The 20,151-nt window shown below is 69.6% G+C and carries 19 protein-coding genes; 10 read left to right on the plus strand and 9 right to left on the minus strand.

Annotated features, from left to right (window positions below):
• From RU09_RS13895 to RU09_RS13905, 3 genes are all read right to left on the minus strand, one after another.
• A partial coding sequence (locus RU09_RS13895; RefSeq protein WP_042541468.1) for an ABC transporter substrate-binding protein occupies positions 1 to 845 on the minus strand: 845 nt, incomplete at its 3' end.
• Between the two features lie 137 nt (positions 846 to 982).
• Positions 983 to 1,417, minus strand: a complete 435-nt coding sequence (locus RU09_RS13900) for a DUF3237 domain-containing protein (protein ID WP_042541469.1) — start codon at positions 1,415 to 1,417, stop codon at positions 983 to 985.
• On the minus strand, positions 1,414 to 3,072 hold the full coding sequence (locus RU09_RS13905) for a CocE/NonD family hydrolase (RefSeq protein WP_042541470.1): 1,659 nt from the start codon (positions 3,070 to 3,072) through the stop codon (positions 1,414 to 1,416). Before RU09_RS13905 ends, RU09_RS13900 begins: the two co-directional genes overlap by 4 nt.
• 147 nt (positions 3,073 to 3,219) lie before the next feature.
• On the opposite strand from RU09_RS13905, the gene RU09_RS13910 reads away from it, so the two are divergent.
• Positions 3,220 to 3,789 (plus strand): TetR/AcrR family transcriptional regulator, encoded by a 570-nt coding sequence (locus tag RU09_RS13910; RefSeq protein WP_042541471.1) that lies wholly within the window; start codon positions 3,220 to 3,222, stop codon positions 3,787 to 3,789.
• A gap of 49 nt (positions 3,790 to 3,838) precedes the next feature.
• Entirely contained in the window at positions 3,839 to 4,525 is a 687-nt protein-coding gene (locus tag RU09_RS13915; RefSeq protein WP_042541472.1) for a hypothetical protein, read from the plus strand.
• A 47-nt stretch (positions 4,526 to 4,572) separates the two neighbouring features.
• Here RU09_RS13915 and RU09_RS13920 read toward each other — a convergent pair whose 3' ends face one another.
• The 3 genes from RU09_RS13920 to RU09_RS13930 are packed head-to-tail and all read right to left on the minus strand — an operon-like array spanning position 4,573 to position 6,818.
• On the minus strand, positions 4,573 to 4,920 hold the full coding sequence (locus tag RU09_RS13920) for a cupin domain-containing protein (RefSeq protein ID WP_042541473.1): 348 nt from the start codon (positions 4,918 to 4,920) through the stop codon (positions 4,573 to 4,575).
• Positions 4,917 to 6,323 (minus strand): NAD(P)/FAD-dependent oxidoreductase, encoded by a 1,407-nt coding sequence (locus tag RU09_RS13925; protein WP_042541474.1) that lies wholly within the window; start codon positions 6,321 to 6,323, stop codon positions 4,917 to 4,919. Before RU09_RS13925 ends, RU09_RS13920 begins: the two co-directional genes overlap by 4 nt.
• A gap of 27 nt (positions 6,324 to 6,350) precedes the next feature.
• Complete coding sequence (locus tag RU09_RS13930; RefSeq protein ID WP_042541475.1) at positions 6,351 to 6,818, minus strand: Lrp/AsnC family transcriptional regulator; 468 nt, start codon at positions 6,816 to 6,818, stop codon at positions 6,351 to 6,353.
• A 100-nt stretch (positions 6,819 to 6,918) separates the two neighbouring features.
• On the opposite strand from RU09_RS13930, the gene RU09_RS13935 reads away from it, so the two are divergent.
• From RU09_RS13935 to RU09_RS13950, 4 genes are all read left to right on the plus strand, one after another.
• Entirely contained in the window at positions 6,919 to 8,352 is a 1,434-nt protein-coding gene (locus RU09_RS13935) for a gamma-aminobutyraldehyde dehydrogenase (RefSeq protein ID WP_042541491.1), read from the plus strand.
• A 77-nt stretch (positions 8,353 to 8,429) separates the two neighbouring features.
• Positions 8,430 to 9,569: an ROK family transcriptional regulator gene (locus RU09_RS13940; RefSeq protein WP_042541492.1), complete on the plus strand. Its 1,140-nt coding sequence runs from the start codon at positions 8,430 to 8,432 to the stop codon at positions 9,567 to 9,569.
• Positions 9,566 to 10,474 (plus strand): polysaccharide deacetylase family protein, encoded by a 909-nt coding sequence (locus tag RU09_RS13945; protein ID WP_042541476.1) that lies wholly within the window; start codon positions 9,566 to 9,568, stop codon positions 10,472 to 10,474. The genes RU09_RS13940 and RU09_RS13945 overlap by 4 nt, the downstream gene beginning before the upstream one ends.
• Positions 10,471 to 11,796: an MFS transporter gene (locus tag RU09_RS13950; RefSeq protein ID WP_042541477.1), complete on the plus strand. Its 1,326-nt coding sequence runs from the start codon at positions 10,471 to 10,473 to the stop codon at positions 11,794 to 11,796. Before RU09_RS13945 ends, RU09_RS13950 begins: the two co-directional genes overlap by 4 nt.
• A 2-nt stretch (positions 11,797 to 11,798) precedes the next feature.
• Here RU09_RS13950 and galE read toward each other — a convergent pair whose 3' ends face one another.
• The 3 genes from galE to galT form a co-directional block, all read right to left on the minus strand.
• Positions 11,799 to 12,776, minus strand: a complete 978-nt coding sequence (gene galE, locus RU09_RS13955) for a UDP-glucose 4-epimerase GalE (protein WP_042541478.1) — start codon at positions 12,774 to 12,776, stop codon at positions 11,799 to 11,801.
• A gap of 64 nt (positions 12,777 to 12,840) precedes the next feature.
• A complete protein-coding gene (galK, locus tag RU09_RS13960; protein ID WP_042541479.1) occupies positions 12,841 to 14,025 on the minus strand; it encodes a galactokinase in 1,185 nt (394 codons plus the stop codon).
• A complete protein-coding gene (galT, locus tag RU09_RS13965) occupies positions 14,022 to 15,245 on the minus strand; it encodes a galactose-1-phosphate uridylyltransferase (protein ID WP_042541480.1) in 1,224 nt (407 codons plus the stop codon). The genes galK and galT overlap by 4 nt, the downstream gene beginning before the upstream one ends.
• Positions 15,246 to 15,412: 167 nt before the next feature.
• Between galT and RU09_RS13970 the strand changes: the two genes are divergently transcribed.
• The 4 genes from RU09_RS13970 to RU09_RS13985 all read left to right on the plus strand — a co-directional run bounded on the left by RU09_RS13970 (position 15,413) and on the right by RU09_RS13985 (position 19,950).
• The gene (locus tag RU09_RS13970) at positions 15,413 to 16,363 is read left to right on the plus strand and encodes a LacI family DNA-binding transcriptional regulator (RefSeq protein WP_042541493.1); all 951 of its coding nucleotides are present in this window, start codon (positions 15,413 to 15,415) and stop codon (positions 16,361 to 16,363) included.
• A 361-nt stretch (positions 16,364 to 16,724) separates the two neighbouring features.
• A complete protein-coding gene (locus tag RU09_RS13975; protein ID WP_042541481.1) occupies positions 16,725 to 17,888 on the plus strand; it encodes a Gfo/Idh/MocA family protein in 1,164 nt (387 codons plus the stop codon).
• 2 nt (positions 17,889 to 17,890) lie between these two features.
• A complete protein-coding gene (locus RU09_RS13980; protein WP_042541482.1) occupies positions 17,891 to 19,090 on the plus strand; it encodes a dihydrodipicolinate synthase family protein in 1,200 nt (399 codons plus the stop codon).
• Positions 19,087 to 19,950 carry a sugar phosphate isomerase/epimerase family protein gene (locus RU09_RS13985; protein ID WP_042541483.1) on the plus strand — a complete coding sequence of 288 codons (864 nt, stop codon included), beginning with the start codon at positions 19,087 to 19,089 and terminating at the stop codon, positions 19,948 to 19,950. The genes RU09_RS13980 and RU09_RS13985 overlap by 4 nt, the downstream gene beginning before the upstream one ends.
• The last annotated feature ends 201 nt before the right edge of the window (positions 19,951 to 20,151 follow it).

Below are 20,151 nucleotides of genomic sequence, written 5' to 3' on the forward strand. Positions count from 1 at the left end.
CTGTCTTCTGCTTCAAAACTCTGGCGCGACCCCGGGGGCACGTTGAAGGCGCCGTCGATCTCGCCGGCCGTGAGAGCCGAGGTGAGGGTCGCGCCATCGGTGACGAAGACGAAGCGGATGCGCTCGGTGAGCGGGGTGCCGTTCCAGTAGTCGGGGTTGGCGGTGACCGAGATCTCGGTTCCGGGCTTCCACTCGTCGAGCTGGTACGGACCGGCGCACATCAGGCCGCCGCCGGAGGTGCCGAGGTCTTGACCGACGGTGTCGCCGAAGGCCTTGCTCATCACCGCGCCGCCCCCGCCGCCGAGAGCGTCGCGGAACGTCGTGTCGGGTGCGGTGAAGTGCACGACGACCGTGTCGTCGCCCGCAGTCTCGACGCTCTCGATCAGAGCGAAGGCCGCGTACCACTGCGACGCGGGGGTGCGGTTGCGCTCGAGGCTGTAGGCCACGTCTGCGGCGGTGACCGGGGTGCCGTCCCAGAAGGTGACGCCATCGCGCACGGTGATCTCGAAGGTCACCGGATCGACCCACTCCGCCTTCTCGGCGATGCCCGCTTCGAGGGTGAAGTCGGGTTCGACCGTGAGCAGGCTGTCGCAGAGGTTGGGGATGATGATGTTGGCCGATGACGAGGGGTCGAGCGTCTGCGGCTCGCCCTCGACGACCGCCCAGGTCACCTCGTCGACGGCGGTGGTGGCTGCGGGCAGAGCGGTGACGAGCGACGAGGCGTCGATCTCATCAGGGGAGGAGTCGGTCGTGCCGGTGCGCGGCGCGCAGGCGGTGGCGACGAGAACGGTCGCTGTCGCCAGGGCGGCGGCGACGGTGAACCGGCGTCGGGTGGTGCGGGTCATGTCGGGTCCTCTCAGGTGCGTGCAGCGGGGGCGTCGTCGACCCCGCCGGGAGTAGATGGTGCAGGCAGTGCTGGTGGAGTAGATGGTGCAGGCAGTGCTGGTGGAGCGGGTGGTGCGGGTGATTCAGGTGGTGCGGCTCATCTGACTACGTAGACGCGGATGCAGATCTGCTCGTCCTCGTCTCGGGCGAGGCCGATGAACTGATTCCGGCTCAACCAGCTGTGCGCCGGGGCGTCGGTCTGGAACACGGGGGCGGTGCGGAAGTACGACGTGCCATCGGCCTCTTCGCGGTAGTAGCCGCGGTTGAGGATGTCGATCGCCGATCCGTCCGATGCCCGCAGCAGGTAGCGCGCTTCGAGCTGGAAGGTGCCGTCGCGCTCGACCGACCAGTCGCCGCCGCCCGCGATGACCGAGCCCTGCAGCAGCGGGCCGTCGACGGTGCCGCCGGTGATCGGTGTGAAGGCGAGCACTTCGTGCGGGCCGCGGCCGAGGTGGATGTCGGTGTCGACGTCGACGCGGATCTCGAAGGCGTACTCGAGGATCGGTTCGGGCTGAGGGGAAGGCGTGGTCATGACAGTTCTCCATCCAGGACGGGAAGGTGGATCGTGAGGCCGTCGGATCCACCGATCGTGAGGTGCTGCAGGTTGGTCGCCGTCGGCCCCCAGGCCCAGGGGTCGGCGCCCGTGCCGGTCTGCGGCACGAACTCGGGGTAGTCGCTGCTCGACACGTGCACCCGAAGGCTGTGTCCGGCGCGCAGCCGGTAGCCGACCTGGCCCAGGTCGAGGTCGAGGGCCGCAGGTTCTGTGGCATCGGCGACCTGACGCTGCCCGCGGGCGATGCGCAGTGCGGTGCCGTCGGGTGCGAGATCGAGCAGCCGGACGAACAGATCCATCACGGGGCCGTCGGAGCGGACGGTCGCGGTGGCGGTCACGGGGCCCGCGAGGTCGACATCGGCCGCGACCGGAGCGGAGGTGAAGACGAGCACGTCGTCGCGTGCGCCGATCGGCGCCTCGTCGGGGAGTTCGAGCAGGAACGAGAACGCATCCTCGGCGCTCGACGGCACGAGGTCATCGGGGTCGTGGGTCCACGTCAGCTCGGTCGGCTGCGCCGCGGCATCCTGTGCCAGTCCTCCCTCGGCGGTCGCCTGCAGCGCGACGGAGCGGATGCCGGCGGGCGGCCACGCCGCATCCGTCCGCTCTTCTTCGGTGCCCGCGAGGTTCCAACGCACGGCGGGGATGTCGGCGGGGGAGCCGTTGCCACGCACGTACACCTCGAAGAACTCGAGCGTCGGGTCGAGGGTGCGGGGGAGCAGGGCGCGAATCTGCTCGTCGGTGCGTTCTGCGACGCGGTCTGCGGGGTCGCTCAGCAGTTCGTAGCCCTCGTGATCGATCGACTCGATGCGCAGGTGGTGGTGTGCGGCCCACGCCGGGTTCTTCGTGATGTCCGCGACGTCGGACCACGACAGGGGCGAGCAGTTGTCCCACCAGCCGATCGTGTGCAGCGCGGGAACCGAGCGCGCGGCGAAGGGGGATCCGAGGGGGAAGCGGGGCAGGTGCACTGGGCGCGGGTACCACTGGTCGTACGAGATCGATCGCTCGCCCGCGTCGGCGAGGAACTCCTCGACCTGAGCTGCGAAGTCGCGTCGCGTCCAATCGGGCTCCCACATGTAGGTGTCGTTGCCGTGGAAGTGGCTGACCGGATACAGGTAGGTGATCGTCCATTCGACGTTCGAGGTGCGCTCGCCGGGTGCGCGATGCACGGGCTCGCCCAGGCCGGTGCCGGTGACGCGGGGTGCGATCGCCTTGAGGGCGGGGTGGCCGCTGGCGGCTGCCGCCCACTGCGTGTAGCCGTAGTAGCTGTCTCCCCACATCGCCACGCGGCCGTTCGACCAGGGCTGCTGCACGATCCAGTCGAGGGTGTCCTCACCGTCTCGCACCTCGTTGACGAAGAGCAGCGCCTCGCCCTCGGAGCGGAACTTGCCCCGCACGTCCTGCGCGACCACGCGGTACCCGTGCGCCATCAGGTATTCGGCGATCAGCGGGATGTAGGTGTAGCTGCCGCTCTTGTCGTAGGGCAGGCGGATGAGGATGGTGTCGCCGGCCGCATCGCCGTCGTCAGTGGGGAGATAGATGTCGGCCGCGAGCAGCACTCCGTCACGCATCCGGACGCGGGCGGGGCGTGCCAGATCGCTCTCGGGAGCCGCGGGAATGCGGATGAAGCTGGTCATGACTCTCCTTCTGGACCTCGGCGCCGGGGAGACCGCGGTGCTCGATGAATCACAACGTAAGTCCGGCGCAGTTAATAGTCAAGTCTGACTAGACTAAAAACTTGTAACATCTATGTATCCTGCTGATGCAGGGAAAGAGGGGGACCGATGGCACGTCCGACCGTGGCCGCAGAACGCCGCGACCAGATCATCGAGGCCACGTTGCAGACCGTGGCGGAGCACGGCATCGCCGGCACGTCGCTCGACCGCATCGCGGAAGCCGCCGGGATGTCGCGCGGACACGTGCGCCACTTCGTCGGCAATCGTGATCAGCTGCTCGCCGACACCGCCCGGCACGTGTTCGCCGACGAGACGGGCACCCTGACGATCCTGCCGTCGACGCTGGTGACGTTCACCGACGCGCTCGACTATCTGTTCGGCGAGGAGTTCACCCGATCAGACACCGAGAACGCCGTCGTCCTCGGGTTCGTCGAGCTCTCGCGTACCAACCCGCCGATCGCCGAGGTGCTCACCGAGGCCTATGGCCACACGCGCACCACCCTCGCCGAGCTCGCCGCCGCTGAGTACCCGAAGGCGGATGCGGCGACATGCGAGCTCGTCGCCGACGGCACGCTCTCAGCCGCGCTCGGCAACGTCTTCATGGGCGACTTCAACCCCGACGAGGTCCGCACCGCCCGGGTGCGCCGGGCCGTCGAGACGCTGCTCGCCGCCCTCTGACGTTCGACGTCGGGGGCCGCTGCGGGCCCCGACACGAGAGGATGGTTCGGTGCCGATCTCCTCCGACCGTCCGGATTGCTTCCGCCTGCCGGCCGTCGACGCCGCGGCGATCCGGACGCGCCCGGACCAGCTGCACCTCGTGCCGCCGGACAGCGCGGCTGACGCGTCGGCGATCATCGAGAGCCACCGGCGAGCGCGCGTCGCCCGCGGCAGGAGCGATGCGATCGGGTGTCTCGTCCCGATCGCCGGCGGTCTCCTGCTCGCGGTCGTGGCCGGCGTGGTGATCGCGTCGCTCCGACTGCCGTTTCGAGACGCGGCCATCGCCGTCGGGCTGCTGTTCGTCCTGGGTGCCGTGGTGACCGCAGTCATCGCCTCGCGCGCGCGACCGACCGCCCTCACCCCGAAGCCCTTGCCGTCGGTGCTGATCCATCCCCTCGTGGTGGCTGGGGCCCCGGCGGACCTGACCGCCCGGGACATCGAGCTCGCGTCGCAGGTGCTCGACGAGCGGGACCGTGCCGACGCCGACCTCCGAAAGGCCCGCGCCGACGCGCAGCTCACCGACGAGGAACGATACGTCTCCCCGGGAGACCGATCGACCTGGTACTTCCGTCCGGAAGACCTGCCCGGCCTCGAGCGCACAGCAGACGACGCGGAGAAGCAGGCGCGTGCTGTCGCCGACCGACTCGGTATCGTCCTCGGTTCGGACGGCGGCAGCGGCTCAGCACCGGAAGCCTGACGCCGCCTGCACGGCGATCCCCGCATTCGCGGCGATACCGGCACCCCTCAGGCGATGTAGATCTTGCGGAGCGTCTCGGTGACCGTCCACACGGTGCGCTGGCCCTCGGACAGTCGCACGACCGACCCGGGGTCGACCTCGATCGCAGGCAGCGCCGGTTCGACGAACTCGATGCGAGCGTGACCTGAGAGCACGACGAACACCTCGTCGGCCTCGGTGTCGGATGCCGTGCCCGGCGTCATCTCCCAGATGCCGACCTCGACCTCGCCGAGGGTCGCCAGCGGGTGCGTGGCGGAGGTCGGCCGGCCGATCAGCACCTCGTCCGACGGCAACGGCGAGTGCGCGAGCGGCAGCGCCGCGGCATCCACTCCGGTTCCCGATGCGAGCTCGCTCACGAGTCGAACCCCATGCCGACGGCGTCCAGCGTCTTGAGGAACAGGTTGCGCTTGCCCTCGTTGTGGTCGGCCTGGTCCATCGCGGCGCGCACGAGGTTGACGCCGATCGAGGCGACGGGCTCGGGCGGGAACGGGATCGGCTTCTCGCGCACCATCGCGAGCTCGGTGCGCTCGGTCGGCTCGCCGGTCAGCTTGTCGAGCATGACGTCGGCGGCGAAGCGGGCGGCGCCGACGCCGAGGCCGGTGAAGCCGGTCGCATACGCGACCCGACCCTTGCGGGCGGTGCCGAAGAACGCGCAGAAGCGGCTCGACGAGTCGATCGCCCCCGCCCAGCGGTGAGTGAAGCGCAGGCCCTCGAGCTGCGGGAACGTCGTGAAGAAGTGTGAGGCGAGCTTGCGGTGGCTCTCGGCACGGTCCTCGTATTCGGGACGCACCTTGCCGCCGAAGTGGTAGACCGCGTCGTATCCGCCGAACAGGATGCGGTTGTCGGCCGTGAGCCGGTAGTAGTGGAACTGGTTGGCGCTGTCGGCCAGGCCCTGACGGTTCGCCCATCCGATCGAGGCGAGCTGCTCGTCGGTCAGCGGCTCGGTCATCAGCACGTAGTCGTAGACGGGAACGGTCATCAGGCGGTTGCGCTTGAGCAGCGAGGGGAAGACGTTGGTGGCGAGTGCCACGGCATCCGCTCGCACCCGTCCGCCGTCGCGGGTCACGAGCGTGATCGCGCTCGACCCGTCGCCGATCACCTCGCGCACGAGCGAGTGCTCGTAGATCTCGACCCCGAGCTCGATCGCGACACGGGCCAGTTCGAGACCGAGCTTCGCGGGATGCACGAGCGCGCACGCGTCGCGTTCCCACGCTCCGGCGAGGAATGTGTCGGAGTGCACCTCGGCCTGCACGGCCTCGCGGTCGAGGAATCCCTCCTCCTCGCGCAGCCACTCCACCTGGTGCGGCTCGACGGCCACGGCCAGCTGGCCGGTGCGCTCGAAGTCGACGTCCATGCCATAGCGCTTCACGGTCGCCTCGATGCCGTCGAGGTTCTCGAGGCCGAGTTCTTCGAGGCGATCGATCTCGTCGGGCCAGCGGGTGACGCCGTTCTCATGCCCGTGCGTGAGGCTCGCCTCGCAGAACCCGCCGTTGCGGCCGGATGCCGCCCACGCGATGCGCGACGCCTCGAGCAGCACGACACGTCGCTGCGGGTCGCGCTCCTTGGCGCGCACGGCGGTCCAGAGTCCGGCGTAGCCGCCGCCGACGATCGCGAGGTCGGCCGTGATGCTCCCGGCCAGGGCGGGGTGCGAGACACGCTCGACGTCGTCGAGCCAGAACACGCTGAGAGCCGTGTCGCGCAGCGAGGCGTCGATCACGGCATCCGCGGGGCGGCGACGTTCGAAGACCGTGGTTCCCATGATCAGTCCCGTTCTCGGAGCCGCGCCTCAGCGCGTGCCCCAGTTGTAGAGGTCTTTGTAGAGCCCGGCGTAGAGCAGACTTTCGGTGTGGGTGATGCCGGGGATCGTGCGGATGCGGGTGGCGATCAGGTCGAGCAGGTGGCTGTCGCTCTCACACACGGCCTCGACGAGGATGTCGAAGGTGCCCAGAGTCACGACGACGTAGGCGAGCTCGGTGATCTTCGTCAGCTCCTCGGCGATGAGTCGGGGGTCGCCCGTCACTCGGATGCCGATCATCGACATGCGGTTGAAGCCGAGCTGCATAGGGTCGGTCACCGCGACGATCTGGATGATGCCTGCCTCGGTCATCCGCTGCACGCGCTGGCGCGCCGCCGCCTCGCTGAGCCCCACCTCTCGGCCGATCTCGGCGTAGGGCCGTCGCCCGTCCTCTTGCAGCAGCTCGACGATCCGCTTCGAGATGTCATCCAGCACGGGCTGCTTCGCTGTGGCGCTCATGTGTCGATATTGACATTTTCGCCGCCTTCTGGCAACTGATTCCGTCGTTCAGGCCAGCAGGCTCTTCTGTATTCGCAGTCGGATCGCTAGCATGGCGACCATGGCCACAGAACTCCTTCAGAACTTCATCGGCGGGCAGTACGTTCCCGTGAACGGACAGGGGCGGATGCCGCTCATCGATCCCGTCACCGAGGAGACGTATGGCGAGCTGCCGGTCTCGGACGCCTCTGACGTCGATGCCGCGTACGCCGCGGCATCCGCTGCCTTCCCGCTCTGGCGCGACACGACCCCGGCCGACCGCCAGCTCGCGCTGTTCCGCATCGCCGACGAGATGCAGGCGCGTGCCGAGGAGTTCGCCGACCTCGAGTCGAAGGACACCGGCAAGCCCCGGGCGAGCCTCGTGACCGACGAGATCCTGCAGTCGATCGACCAGCTGCGGTTCTTCGCCGGTGCTGCGCGCAGCCTCGAGGGGCGGGCGGCGGGGGAGTACCTCGCCGGACACACCTCGTTCGTGCGCCGCGAGCCGATCGGCGTGATCGGTCAGGTGACCCCCTGGAACTATCCACTCAACATGGCGGTGTGGAAGATCGCCCCCGCGCTCGCCGCAGGCAACACCGTCGTGCTGAAGCCCGCAGAGTCGACGCCGCTGACCACGCTGCTGCTCGCCGAGATCGTGGCGCTGCACACACCGGCCGGCACGCTCAACGTCGTGCTCGGCGACCGCGACACAGGGGTGGCGCTCGTCGAGCACCCGACCCCGCAGATGGTCGCGATCACCGGCTCCGTGCGTGCGGGCATGGCCGTCGCGCGCTCGGCGGCGAACGACGTCAAGCGGGTGCACCTCGAGCTCGGCGGCAAGGCGCCCGCGATCGTGTTCCCCGATGCGAACCTCGACAAGGCGGCGTCCGGCATCGTCGCCGGAGCATTCTTCAACGCCGGGCAGGACTGCACGGCCGCGACCCGCGTGCTCGTGCACTCGTCGGTGCACGACGAGTTCGCCGCGGCGCTGGTCGAGAAGGCGAAGACGGATGCGCGCACGGGCGGCCCCCACGAGGAGGGTGTGCTCTATGGCCCGCTCAGCAGCGCGGCCCAACTCGCCCAGGTGCAGGGCTTCGTCGACCGGCTGCCCGCGCACGCGAAGATCGAGACCGGCGGGGAGCGTCAGGGTGAGAAGGGCTACTTCTTCGAAGCGACGATCGTCTCGGGTCTGCACCAGGACGACGAGGCCGTGCAGGGCGAGATCTTCGGCCCGGTGCTGACCGTGCAGGCATTCGACACCGACGAGCGGGCGCTCGAGATGGCCAACGACGTGCCCTACGCACTGGCCTCATCGGTGTGGACGACCGATCATGCCCGTGCGATGCGCTTTTCACGCGACCTCGACTTCGGCTGCGTGTGGATCAACACGCACATCCCGTTCGTCTCCGACATGCCGCACGGCGGGTTCAAGCACTCCGGCTACGGCAAGGACCTCTCGCAGTACGGCTTCGACGACTACACGCGCGTCAAGCACGTGATGTCAGCGCTCGACTGAGGATCGGGGTTCTGATTCCTCGACACGTATGACGCGATGTGTCAAGCTGGGCGCACGTCGAATCCGGGGGGATCATCTTGGCACGACCACTCGCGGGGCCCCAGACCCTGCTTCGAACGCTCAACGGCCGCGCGATCCTCGAGACGCTCGCGCGCCGGGGCCCGCTCACGCGCGCGGAACTCGTCGCCGAGACAGGTCTGTCGCGCACGGCGGTGACGCAGGTGCTGCGAATGCTCGAGGCATCGTCAGCGGTGGCCGCGGCCGGGGTCGATCGTGACACGCGCGGACCCGCAGCGGGGCGCGTCGCACTGCATCCGCAGCTCGGGTTCGCCGCAGCCGTGCACGTCGACGCCCACGCCGCTCATGTCGCCCTGGTCGACCCCGCAGGGGCAGTGCGAGCAGAGACTCACGCCGCATTCCCGCCGCGCGGCGACCGGGTGCAGCACATCGCCGGGCTGGTCGACGCGTGTCGCCGCACGGTGAACGGGCCGCTGCTGCTCGCTGTCGTCGGCATCCCCGGCATCGTCACCGCCGACGGAGGCATCCGCGACGACCAGGGTCCCGACGGCGGCGCGTTCAAGAACGGGCTTGCCGAGCGGCTCGGATGCCCGGTGCGGGTCGAGAACGACGTCAACCTCGCGGCGCTCGCCGAGCTCTCGGAGGGCACCGGCGCAGGGCTCAGCAGCTTCGCGCTGCTGCTCCTCGACGACGGTCTCGGAGCCGGGATCGTCATCGACGGGTCCCTGCACCGTGGATTCTCGGGTGTCGCCGGCGAGGTCATGTATCTGCCGCAGAGCCCGCTGCCGATCGGCGCTCCGGTGCTCGGCGACGCCGTCGTGCGCGATCTCGCGCTCGCCCACGGACGCGACCCCGACGAGACGATCGACCAGCACCTCGACGCGGCGTGGGCCGGCGATGCGGCCGCGCTCGCCATGACCGCCGAGATGGGGCGCAGGCTCACCCTGATCGCCGGCAGCATCGCGCTCGTGCTCGACCCGGAGGCCTTCCTGCTCAGCGGCACGGCCGCGCACCCGGCGCTCGCCCGTGCAGCAGCCGAGTTCGCGGAAGAGCTCGCCCCGCAGCTGCCGCTCACACTCGTCGTCTCGTCGTTCGGTCCGGAAGCGCCCCTGGTCGGCGCGGTCGGCGAGGCGGCATCCGCGCTTCGGGCATCGGTCTTCGCCCGGCTGCTCCCCGCCTCGGACAGGAGCCGAAGATGACCTCGGACCTCGCGGATCGCCTCGGACTCGCACCCGGAGCCAGGGCCGTGATCATCAATGCGGACGACTTCGGCATGTGCCACGCGGCCAACACGGCGATCACCCAGCTGCTGGACGCAGGCCATGTCGACTCGACGACCCTGATGGTGCCGTGCGCCTGGGCGCCGGAGGCGATGGCATTCGCGGCCTCGCGCACCGACCTCGACGTCGGCGTGCACCTCGTGCTCACGAGCGAGTGGACGGACTACCGCTGGCGACCGCTCACGGGCGCCGCCAGCACCCTCGTCGACGGAGCGGGGTACTTTCCCGCCGACGTCCTGGCCATCGAAGAGCTCGCGACGGTCGATGACGTCACCGCCGAGATCGCCGCGCAGCTGCAGGCGGCGCTGGATGCCGGGGTCGACGTGACCCACCTCGACAACCACATGGGATCGGTCTACGGTCTGCTCACCGGGCGGGACTTCCTCGGTCCGGTCTTCGAGCTCGCCGCCCGCAACGGACTGCCTTTCCGGCTGCCGCGCAGCATGGAGGGCACGGACGACGACCCCGCGCTGCAGGCGAAGCTCGCGGAGGCATCGGCCGCAGCCGACGCCCTGGGGGTCGAGATCATCGATCGGCTGTGGAGCCACCCGTTCGAAGAGGTGCCCGGCGAATCCTATGAGCAGGTCCGCGACGGCTTCATCGCCCTGCTGCGCGCTGTTCCGGCCGGGGTGACCGAGATCTACCTGCATCCGATGGTCGACGACGACGAGCTGCGGGCCGTCGTCGACTTCGCCGCCGCCAAGCGCGGACACGAGCTTCGCCTGCTCTCCGACCCCGCTGTGCTGCAGGCGTTCGCCGACGAAGGACTCGTACGACTCGGCTGGCGCGACCTGCGCGATCTGCAGCGGAGCCGGCGCGCATGACCTCGATGGCGACGCGGCTGCGTGATCGTCGACTCGACGGCGCTCCCACCAGAGCGCAGGCGATCGCGTTCGGCGCATCAGGGTTTCCCACGCAGCTCATGGCGCAGACGTTCTCGGCTTTCGTCGTCTACTTCTACGTCACCCACCTCGGACTCGCACCGGGGTGGGTCGCCGCGGCGATGATCGCGCACGGCATCCTGAATGCGGTGCTGAACCCCGTCGTGGGCGCGCTGTCCGACCGCATCCGCACACCGTGGGGCCGCCGCATTCCGTGGATCGGTCTCGGCATCGTGCCGCTCGTGATCGCCTTCGCGCTGGTGTGGATGCCCCCGGAGCTGCCGACCGCCGGGCTGATCGTGTGGTTCCTCGTCGTCGTGGCGGTGTACGACATCGCGTTCGTGGTGGTGGTGCTGAACATCTCGGCGCTGTTCCCCGAGATCTTTCGCACGACCGACGAGCGCGCGCGGGGCAACGTGCCGCGCCAGATCTTCGCGATCCTCGGAATGGTGCTCGGCACCGCGGGCGCCCCTGCACTGTACGGGTCGATCGGCTGGCCGGGCATGGCGATCGTGCTCTCGACCGTCTGCCTCGTGCTGCTGGTGTGGTCGTTCGTCGGCGGCATGATCGAGCGCCGGGTGCCGGAGGCGGCGTCCGAGGCGATGCGGTGGCGCGACCAGCTGAAGTACACGTTCGCGAATCGGGCGTTCGTCCCCTACGTGCTCGGCTCGTTGTTCATCCAGACATCGATCGCCGTGATCCTCGCCGCTCTGCCGTTCTACGTGAGGTATTCGCTGGGCGCCGCCGAGGGCGAGGCCAGCCTGCTGCTGGGTGCGATCTTCGTGACCGCCATCCCGTCGATCGTGCTGTGGAGCGCGGTCGTGCGCCGCACCTCACCCCGCGCGGCGCTGCTGTGGAGCGTCGCGGTGTTCGGCATCGCCATGCTCGGCTACCTGCTGCCGTCGACCGTGCCGGCCGCGGCTCTGGTCGGCGTCGCGGTGGGTGTCGGTGTCGGCGGCCTGCTGCAGCTGCTCGAGGTCGTGCTCGCACAGATCATCGACGAGGACGCCACCCGCACCGGTCATCGACGAGAGGGCGCCTACTTCGGCGTGAACGGCTTCGTGGTGCGCGGCTCGGTCGTGCTGCAGGCCGTCGTCGCGGCGGCCGTGCTGACGGCGTCAGGCTTCGATGCGTCGCTGGGCGATGCGCAGCCCGAGGCGGTCGATGGCGGCATCCGCGTGATGGTCGCAGTGGTTCCGCTCGTCTTCGCCGCCCTCGCGTGGCTGTGCTTCTGGCTCTACCCGATCCGCTCCCGAGACCTCTGACGTCAGGACGCGGCCCGACGCGCTTCCCACCCCGTCCGCACCATCTCGTCGACCGTGTACCGCATCTTCCAGTCGAGGTCGCGCGCGGCGAGCTCGCCGGTCGCGACGATGCGGTCGGGGTCGCCGGGGCGACGGGGGCCGATCTCGGGGGTGAAGTCGATGCCGGTGACGCGTGCGACGGCATCCATGATCTGCTTCACGCTGAGGCCGTCGCCCGAACCGAGGTTGTAGGCCGCTTCGATCGGCGCGCCGGTGGCGAGGCGCTGGGCCGCGGCGACGTGGGCCGCCGCGATGTCGCCGACGTGCACGTAGTCGCGCACGTTGGTGCCGTCTTCGGTGTCGTAGTCGTCGCCGTTGATGCGCGGGGTCTCTCCCGCGATGAGCTTCTCGAACACGATCGGGAACAGGTTGTGCGGGCTCACGTCGTAGACGGTCGGGTCTGCGGAGCCGACGACGTTGAAGTAGCGCAGCGACGTGTGTCGCAGCGGCTTGTCGGACTCGGCGGTCGCGATCGCCTGATCGCGCAGCAGCCATTCACCGATCAGCTTCGACTCGCCGTAGGGGCTGGCCGGCTTCTTGGCGGTGTCTTCGACGACGAGCGCCACATCGGGGGTGCCGAACACGGCGGCCGACGACGAGAACACGATGTTGGTGACGCCCGCGGCCTCCATCGCCTCGAGGATCACGCGGGTGCCTTCGACGTTCTGCGCGTAGGTGTGCAGCGGACGCTGCACCGACACCCCGGCGTACTTGTATCCGGCGACGTGGATGACGCCCTCGGCGTGGTGGTCTCGGAGGGTCTTCTCGACGAGCTCGCGGTCGAGGATGCTGCCCTGCACGAAGGCCACGCCCTCGGGCACGAACGATGCGACGCCACTCGAGAGGTCGTCGAGGATGACGGGCGTCAGCCCCGCATCCGACAGTGCGCGAACGACGTGCGAGCCGATGTAGCCGGCGCCGCCGGTCACGATCCAGGACATTGTGCTCCTCAGGGTGGGGAAGTGTTCAGTATCTCAGGTCGCGACCAGCGGACCCTGACTCCGGTCAGGCGTCGCGGCGCGCTCCGGCCGACGGGGTGACGGTGAAGATCACGGGGGCCGTGAACCCGGAGGCGGCGAACGCAGCGTTCACGGCATCCGTCACCTGCTGCACGGCATCCTGCTCGATGAGCGCGATCGCGGCTCCGCCGAACCCACCGCCGGTCATCCGAGCGCCGATGGCACCGGCGGCGAGGGCGGCCTCGACCGCCGTGTCGAGCTCGGGCACCGAGATCTCGAAGTCGTCGCGCATCGAGGCATGAGAGGCCACGAGCAGGTCGCCGATGGAGCGGGGGCCCTCTTCGCGCAGCACCTTCACAGTGTCGAGCACGCGCTGGTTCTCGGTGACCACGTGGCGCACTCGACGGAAGGTCACGTCGTCCATGAGCTCTTCGGCGCGGGCCAGGTCGTCGACCGAGACGTCGCGCAGGCTCGGCACGCCCATGATCGCGGCGCCGCGCTCACAGGCGGCGCGGCGCTCGCCGTAGCCGCCGGTGGAGTGGGCGTGCTTGACGCGGGTGTCCATCACGAGGATCGCGAGGCCGGCCTCGGCGATGCCGACCTGCACGAGGTTCGCGTCGAGCGAGCGGCAGTCGAGGAAGATCGCCGCGTCCGGCTCGCCGAGCATCGAGGCCATCTGGTCCATGATGCCGGTCGGAGCGCCGACTGCCTCGTTCTCGGCTCGACGGCCGACGCGCGCGAGGGCGGTGCGGTCGAGTCCGGCGGCCCAGAGGTCGTTCAGGGCGGATGCCGTGGCGCTCTCGATCGCGGCGGACGACGAGAGTCCTGCGCCGACCGGGACGTCGGAGGTGATCGCGATGTCGAGACCGCGGCCGTCCGCACCCGCCTGACGGAGCGCCCAGGCGACGCCGAGCGGGTATGCGGCCCATTCGGGCACACCGGGGGCGGTCCCGGACGGGGTGGGGAACAGCTCGTCGAGCTCGTCGAGGGAGACCTCGACCGGTGCATCGGCGAAGGTCGATGCGACGCGCACACGGCCGAGGCCGTCGTCACGGATCCCGACGGCCGCGTAGGTGCGGTGCGGGATCGCGAACGGCAGCACGAAGCCGTCGTTGTAGTCGGTGTGCTCGCCGATCAGGTTCACTCGTCCCGGCGCCGACCAGACACCGTCGGGGGCGCGGCCGGTGAGGTCGGTGAAGAGCGCCGTCGCGGCCTCGATGGTGGTGGTCATGCGGATGCCTCGTCTGCGGTGTCTGCGTTTTCTGCGGATGCGTGGGCGGCGTCTGCCTTCGCGATGGCCTCGCGGATGCGGGCGGCGCCCTGTTCGGGGGTGACCTCGGCGGCCCAGGCCCACATCGCGGCCTCGGAGCCGGCGAGGAACTTGAGCTTGTCGGCGGCCCGGCGGGGGCTGGTCAGCTGCAGATGCAGCCGCACGCTGTCGCGACCGACGTTCACGGGAGCCTGGTGCCAGGCGGCGATGTACGGGGTCGGGGTGTCGTAGAGCGCGTCGACGCCACGGAGCAGACGCAGGTAGAGGGGGGCGAGCTCGTCGCGCTCGGCATCCGTCGTCTCGGCGAAATCGGGCACGTGGCGGTGCGGCATCAGGTGCACCTCGAGAGGCCAGCGGGCGGCGAAGGGCACGAAGGCCGTCCAGTGCTCTCCGCGGAACACGACGCGCTCGGACGCCTGCTCGGACTCGAGGATGTGCTGGAACAGGTCGGGAGCGGTGCGGTCGATCGAGTCGAGCAGCCGCGTGGTGCGCGGCGTCACGTAGGGGTACGCGTAGATCTGGCCGTGGGGGTGGGGGAGCGTGACCCCGATGGCCTCGCCGCGGTTCTCGAACGGGAAGATCTGCTGGATTCCCGGGAGCTGGGAGAGCGCTGCGGTGCGGTCGGCCCAGGCCTCGATCACGGTGCGGGCGCGCGTGACCGACTGCGTGCCGAACGATCCGGTGTGCTCGGGGCTGAAGCAGACGACCTCGCAGCGTCCGACCGACGTGCGGGTGCGGCCGAGGCCCAGAGCGCTGAGGTCGTCGAGTCCGCGCGGAGGGTTGCTCGCTGCGGGGGCGGTGCCGGTGGCCTCGGCCAGGGCAGGGCCGAACGCGGGCGAGCGGTTCTCGAACACGGCGACGTCGTAGAGCGACGGCACCTCAGACGGGTTGGTCGGCGACTGTGGAGCGAGCGGGTCGGCGTCGGCGCTCGGCATCATCACGCGGTTCTGCCGGTTCGCGGCGACGGTGATCCAGTCGCCCGTCAGCACGTCGAGGCGCATCGTGGCGGTCTCGCCGCGGGCATCGAGGGTGCGTGCGTCGACCGCGCGCTCGGCTCCGAGCGTCGTGTCGGGGTCGTCGAAGTAGATCAGCTCGCGTCCGTCGGCGAGCGTGGTGGCCCGTTTGATGATTCCGGCTGAGAGAGTCTCGGTTCGCAACTCAGGAGATTCGTGCGTGTTCACGTAAACATGGTACGCACATCGCCGTGGTAACGTCAACATTCCAAGAGTTGTGGACGGACTTTGACGGAGACGGACCGAGTGATGGGTGGAGGATGCCGATGAACGACGACCTCGCGCTCAGCGGCGACCGGCCGCGTCGCAGCCGCCCCGCATCGGGTCGGGTGTCGATGGCGATGGTCGCCTCTCGCGCCGGCGTCTCGGGTCAGACCGTCTCGCGCGTCGTCAACGACAGCCCCCGCGTCGACCCCGCCACCCGTGAACGTGTCGAGACGGCGATGGCCGAGCTCGGTTATCGCCCGCATCGCGCCGCGAGGGCGCTGCGCACCGGCCGCTCGCAGACCATCGGGCTCGTCGTCACCACTCTCGCGACGGTCGGCAACTCGCGGATGCTGCAGGCCACCGCCGAGGCAGCGGCGGAACGCGGTTATGCGCTCACCCTCGTGACGGCGGGCGACAGCGTCGCCGACGCCTTCGAGCGGCTCGCCGAGCAGGAGGTCGACGGGGCGATCGTGCTGAACGAGGCGTCCGCTCTCGTTCCCGAAGCCCAACGCCCGCCCGGTCTGCGACTGGTCGTGGTCGATGCGCCGGCGTCAGCCGAGCTCGCCGTCGTGCACAGTGACCACGTCGGGGGCGCCGCCGCAGCGACTGCCCATCTGTTGAGCCTCGGTCACGAGACCGTGCACCATCTCGCCGGGCCTTCCGGGTCGTTCGCCGCGGCGGAACGCGAGCGCGGGTGGAGGCAGGCTCTCGCGGACGCGGGCATCGAGCCCGCGCCCGTCGTCCGCGGCGACTGGACGGCCGAGGCCGGTTTCGTCGCCGGGGAGGCGTTGCGCGCAGCATCCGCCGTCTTCTGCGCCAACGACCAGATGGCGCTCGGGCTGCTGCGGGCCTTCGCCGAGGCGGGGCGGCGGGTTCCCGAAGACGTCGGCGTCGTCGGGTTCGACGACGTGCCGGATGCCGCGAACTACCGGCCTCCGCTGACGACGATCCGCCAGGACTTCACGGCGCTCGCGCAGCGCGCCGTGGGTCTGCTCGTCGCAGAGATCGAGGGCACGCCGGGCGTCGCGGCATCCGCTGTCGTCCCGACTCTTCTGATCGACCGCGCCAGCACCCGCTGAGGCGCTCGGTTCTTCACGCGGGCAGCCGCCCGTCTCGCCCTGCGGGGTCAGAGGCGCGCCCGGCGCACGGTGTGGGGCCAGAGATCGCACCCGGCGCACGGTGCGGGGTCGAAAACGCATCTGGCGCACGGTGCGGGGTCAAAAAAGCACCCGAACAGGCCGGTTCGGATGCGGAATTGACCTCTGCACCCGGCCCCGCCCAGCGAGACCCCTCGCAGAAGTAAAGGAGAGCGTTTTCCCCACTGCTTGCGCATAAGCCTCTAGCGTGGCATGCTGACGGAAAGCGCTTACCCGCGCCGGATCGCACACAGGGTTTTCCCCGCAGAGGATGCGGGATCTGAAAGAAGAGAACGGACCAGCAATGTCGCAGACGACAACCCGCGAGATCGGGATCATCATGAACGGCGTCTCGGGACGCATGGGCTACCGGCAGCACCTCGTGCGGTCGATCCTCGCGATCCGCGAAGAGGGCGGCATCGAGCTGCCCGACGGATCCCGCATCACGGTGAAGCCGCTGCTCGTCGGCCGCAATGAGGCCAAGCTCGCCGAGCTCGCCGCCAAGCACGGCATCGAGGACTACACGACCGACCTCGACGCGGCCCTCGCCGACCCGAAGTGGGAGATCTACGCCGACTTCCTCGTGACCAAGGCCCGTGCCTCCGCCCTTCGCAAGGCGATCGCGGCAGGCAAGGCCATCTACACCGAGAAGCCCACCGCGGAGTCGCTGGACGAGGCTCTCGAGCTCGCGCGTCTCGCCGATGAGGCGGGCGTCAAGACCGGCGTCGTGCACGACAAGCTCTACCTGCCCGGCCTGCAGAAGCTCAAGCGCCTGATCGACTCGGGCTTCTTCGGCCGCATCCTGTCGGTGCGAGGCGAGTTCGGCTACTGGGTGTTCGAGGGCGATTGGCAGCCCGCGCAGCGCCCCAGCTGGAACTACCGCACCGAAGACGGCGGCGGCATCATCGTCGACATGTTCCCGCACTGGAACTACGTGCTCGAGAACCTGTTCGGCGAGGTCAAGAGCGTCTACGCGCAGGCCGCCGTGCACATCGCCGACCGCTGGGACGAGAACGGCGAGCACTACACCGCCACCGCCGAAGACGCGGCATACGGCATCTTCGAGATCGAGGGCGGCATCATCGCCGAGATCAACTCGAGCTGGACGGTGCGCGTGAACCGCGATGAGCTCGTCGAGTTCCAGGTCGACGGCACCCACGGATCCGCCGTGGTCGGACTCTTCGGCGCGAAGATCCAGCCGCGCAACGCGACGCCGAAGCCGGTGTGGAACCCCGACCTCGAAGACAGTCATGACTACGACGCCGACTGGCAGCAGGTGCCCACGAACGACATCTTCCTCAACGGCTTCCGTCAGCAGTGGGAGGAGTACCTGGTCTCGTTCGTCGAGGGCACGAAGTACCCCTTCGACCTGCTTTCGGGTGCTCGCGGCGTGCAGTTCGCCGAGGCCGGTCTGACCTCCAGCGCCGAGGGCCGCAAGGTCGCGCTCGAGCCGCTGACGCTGGGCTGAGCATGAGCACTCTCCGACTTCTCGATGCCGCGGGCGCGGTGACGGATGCCGAGCTGCGCGAGGGCGGCGAGTACTCGCGACCGTCCTCGCCGCTGCAGAGCCGCGTCGCTTACGCCGCAGCCCACGTCGTGCCCAAGGTGCACGCCGACAACACCCCGGGGCAGCCCGCCGACATCGATTGGGATTCGACGCTCGCGTTCCGCCGCAACGTGTATTCGTGGGGACTCGGAGTCGCCGATGCCATGGACACCGCGCAGCGCAACATGGGCCTGGATGCCGCGGCGACGCGCGAGCTCATCGCACGCAGCGCCGAGGTCGCCCGCGAGGAGGGTGGCTCCGTCGTGGTCGGCGTCAACACCGATCACGTCGCCGAGTCGCACATCACGCTCGACCAGGTGATCGATGCCTACAAGGAGCAGCTGCACTTCACCGAGGAGCAGGGCGCGGGCCCCGTGCTCATGGCCTCGCGCCACCTGGCCCGCGTCGCGGAGAGCGCCGACGACTACCGTCGCGTCTACCGCGAAGTGCTCTCGTCGGCCACGGTTCCGGTCGTGCTGCACTGGCTCGGCACGGCCTTCGATCCCGAGCTCGCCGGCTACTTCGGCGCGGACGACTGGCAGACGGCATCCGCTGTGCTGCTCGACATCATCGGGGAGCAGCCCGACAGGGTCGCGGGCGTGAAGATGAGCCTGCTGAACGCCGAGTCCGAGATCTCGGTTCGTGAGCAGCTTCCGCAGGGCGTGCGCATGTTCACGGGCGACGACTTCAACTACGTCGGCCTGATCGGCGGCGACACCACCCGGTCGTCGAGCGAGGAGCGAAGCACCGAGACGAAACGCACCCACTCCGATGCGCTGCTCGGCGCGTTCGCGGCGATCACCCCGGTGGCGTCCGCAGCGATCCAGGCGCTGGATGCCGGAGACCCTGCCCGCTACCTCGAGATCCTCGGACCGACCGAAGAACTGAGCCGTCAGGTATTCGCGGCGCCGACGTTCTATTACAAGACCGGTGTCGCCTTCCTCTCCTGGCTCAACGGGCATCAGCCCGCGTTCCAGATGGTCGGCGGTCTGCACTCGGCGCGGAGCCTTCCGCACCTCAGCCGCATCGTCGAGCTGGCCAACGCCTCGCTCGCATTGGAGAAGCCCGAACTCGCGCGCGAGCGCTGGCACGGGATGCTGCGCCTGAACGGGGTGGATGCATGATCGTCGATCCGCGCCTGTCGATCAATCAGGCGACCATCAAGCACGCCGACCTCGCGACGGCGCTGCGGGTGACGGCGGATGCCGGCATCCAGGCGATCGGTCTGTGGCGCGAGCCCGTGAACGAGGTCGGGCTCGACGTCGCCGCCCGCATGCTCGAGGACTCGGGGCTGCGATTCACGACGCACTGCCGCGGCGGGTTCTTCACCCTTCCCGAGGGGCCGGAGCGCGTCGCGGCACTCGACGACAACCGCCGCGCGATCGAAGAGACCGCAACCCTCGCCGCGGCCGGTGCCGACGGATCGACGGCCGTGCTCGTGCTCGTCGCCGGCGGGCTGCCCGCCGGTTCCCGCGATCTGATCGGCGCGCGCGAACGTGTGCGCGACGCGATCGGCGTGCTCGCCTCCGACGCGAAGGCGGCGGGCGTGACGCTGGCGATCGAGCCGCTGCATCCGATGTACGCCTCCGATCGCGCTGTCGTCTCGACGCTCGGCCAGGCGCTCGACATCGCCGCCGACTTCGACGCCGATGTCGTGGGCGCAGCAGTCGACACGTTCCACATCTGGTGGGATCCGCAGGTGCTCGAGCAGATCGCGCGCGCCGGTCGAGAGGGCCGCATCGCGACCTACCAGGTGTGCGACTGGAAGACCCCGCTCGCCGCCGACGTGCTGCTGTCGCGGCACTACACCGGCGACGGCGTGATCGACTTCGGTGCGCTCACCCGCGCCGTGATCGAGACGGGCTACGACCGCGATATCGAGGTCGAGATCTTCAACGCCGACGTCTGGTCGGATGCTCCCGAGAACGTCGTGCGGCGCACGGCCGAGACCTTCGGTGCCGCGGTCTCGCCGCACCTGCGCTGACGTCCGGACTCGATCGCCGAAGGCGGGTCGCTTGAGTGCGACAGGCGAGCCACGTGCAGGGCCAGGGCACGGATGCCGGGACGGAACACGGCTTCTCGTCCTGCATCCGTGCCTCGATCCTGCAGGCGGCAGAGGGCTCTTCGGACGGCGGCCCGGATCGGCACCGGTCGGGGTCCCACGTGCAGGACCAGGGCACGGATG

It is taken from the genome of Microbacterium sp. MEJ108Y (genome assembly GCF_000834175.1).
GTDB lineage: Bacteria > Actinomycetota > Actinomycetes > Actinomycetales > Microbacteriaceae > Microbacterium > Microbacterium forte.

Coding starts and splice junctions, on each gene's coding strand:
- RU09_RS13900 (WP_042541469.1), bottom strand. CDS start 1,417: ATGACCACGCCTTCCCCTCAGCCCGAACCGATCCTCGAGTACGCCTTC.
- RU09_RS13905 (WP_042541470.1), bottom strand. CDS start 3,072: ATGACCAGCTTCATCCGCATTCCCGCGGCTCCCGAGAGCGATCTGGCA.
- RU09_RS13910 (WP_042541471.1), top strand. CDS start 3,220: ATGGCACGTCCGACCGTGGCCGCAGAACGCCGCGACCAGATCATCGAG.
- RU09_RS13925 (WP_042541474.1), bottom strand. CDS start 6,323: ATGGGAACCACGGTCTTCGAACGTCGCCGCCCCGCGGATGCCGTGATC.
- RU09_RS13930 (WP_042541475.1), bottom strand. CDS start 6,818: ATGAGCGCCACAGCGAAGCAGCCCGTGCTGGATGACATCTCGAAGCGG.
- RU09_RS13935 (WP_042541491.1), top strand. CDS start 6,919: ATGGCCACAGAACTCCTTCAGAACTTCATCGGCGGGCAGTACGTTCCC.
- RU09_RS13945 (WP_042541476.1), top strand. CDS start 9,566: ATGACCTCGGACCTCGCGGATCGCCTCGGACTCGCACCCGGAGCCAGG.
- RU09_RS13950 (WP_042541477.1), top strand. CDS start 10,471: ATGACCTCGATGGCGACGCGGCTGCGTGATCGTCGACTCGACGGCGCT.
- galE (WP_042541478.1), bottom strand. CDS start 12,776: ATGTCCTGGATCGTGACCGGCGGCGCCGGCTACATCGGCTCGCACGTC.
- galK (WP_042541479.1), bottom strand. CDS start 14,025: ATGACCACCACCATCGAGGCCGCGACGGCGCTCTTCACCGACCTCACC.
- RU09_RS13970 (WP_042541493.1), top strand. CDS start 15,413: ATGGCGATGGTCGCCTCTCGCGCCGGCGTCTCGGGTCAGACCGTCTCG.
- RU09_RS13975 (WP_042541481.1), top strand. CDS start 16,725: ATGTCGCAGACGACAACCCGCGAGATCGGGATCATCATGAACGGCGTC.
- RU09_RS13980 (WP_042541482.1), top strand. CDS start 17,891: ATGAGCACTCTCCGACTTCTCGATGCCGCGGGCGCGGTGACGGATGCC.
- RU09_RS13985 (WP_042541483.1), top strand. CDS start 19,087: ATGATCGTCGATCCGCGCCTGTCGATCAATCAGGCGACCATCAAGCAC.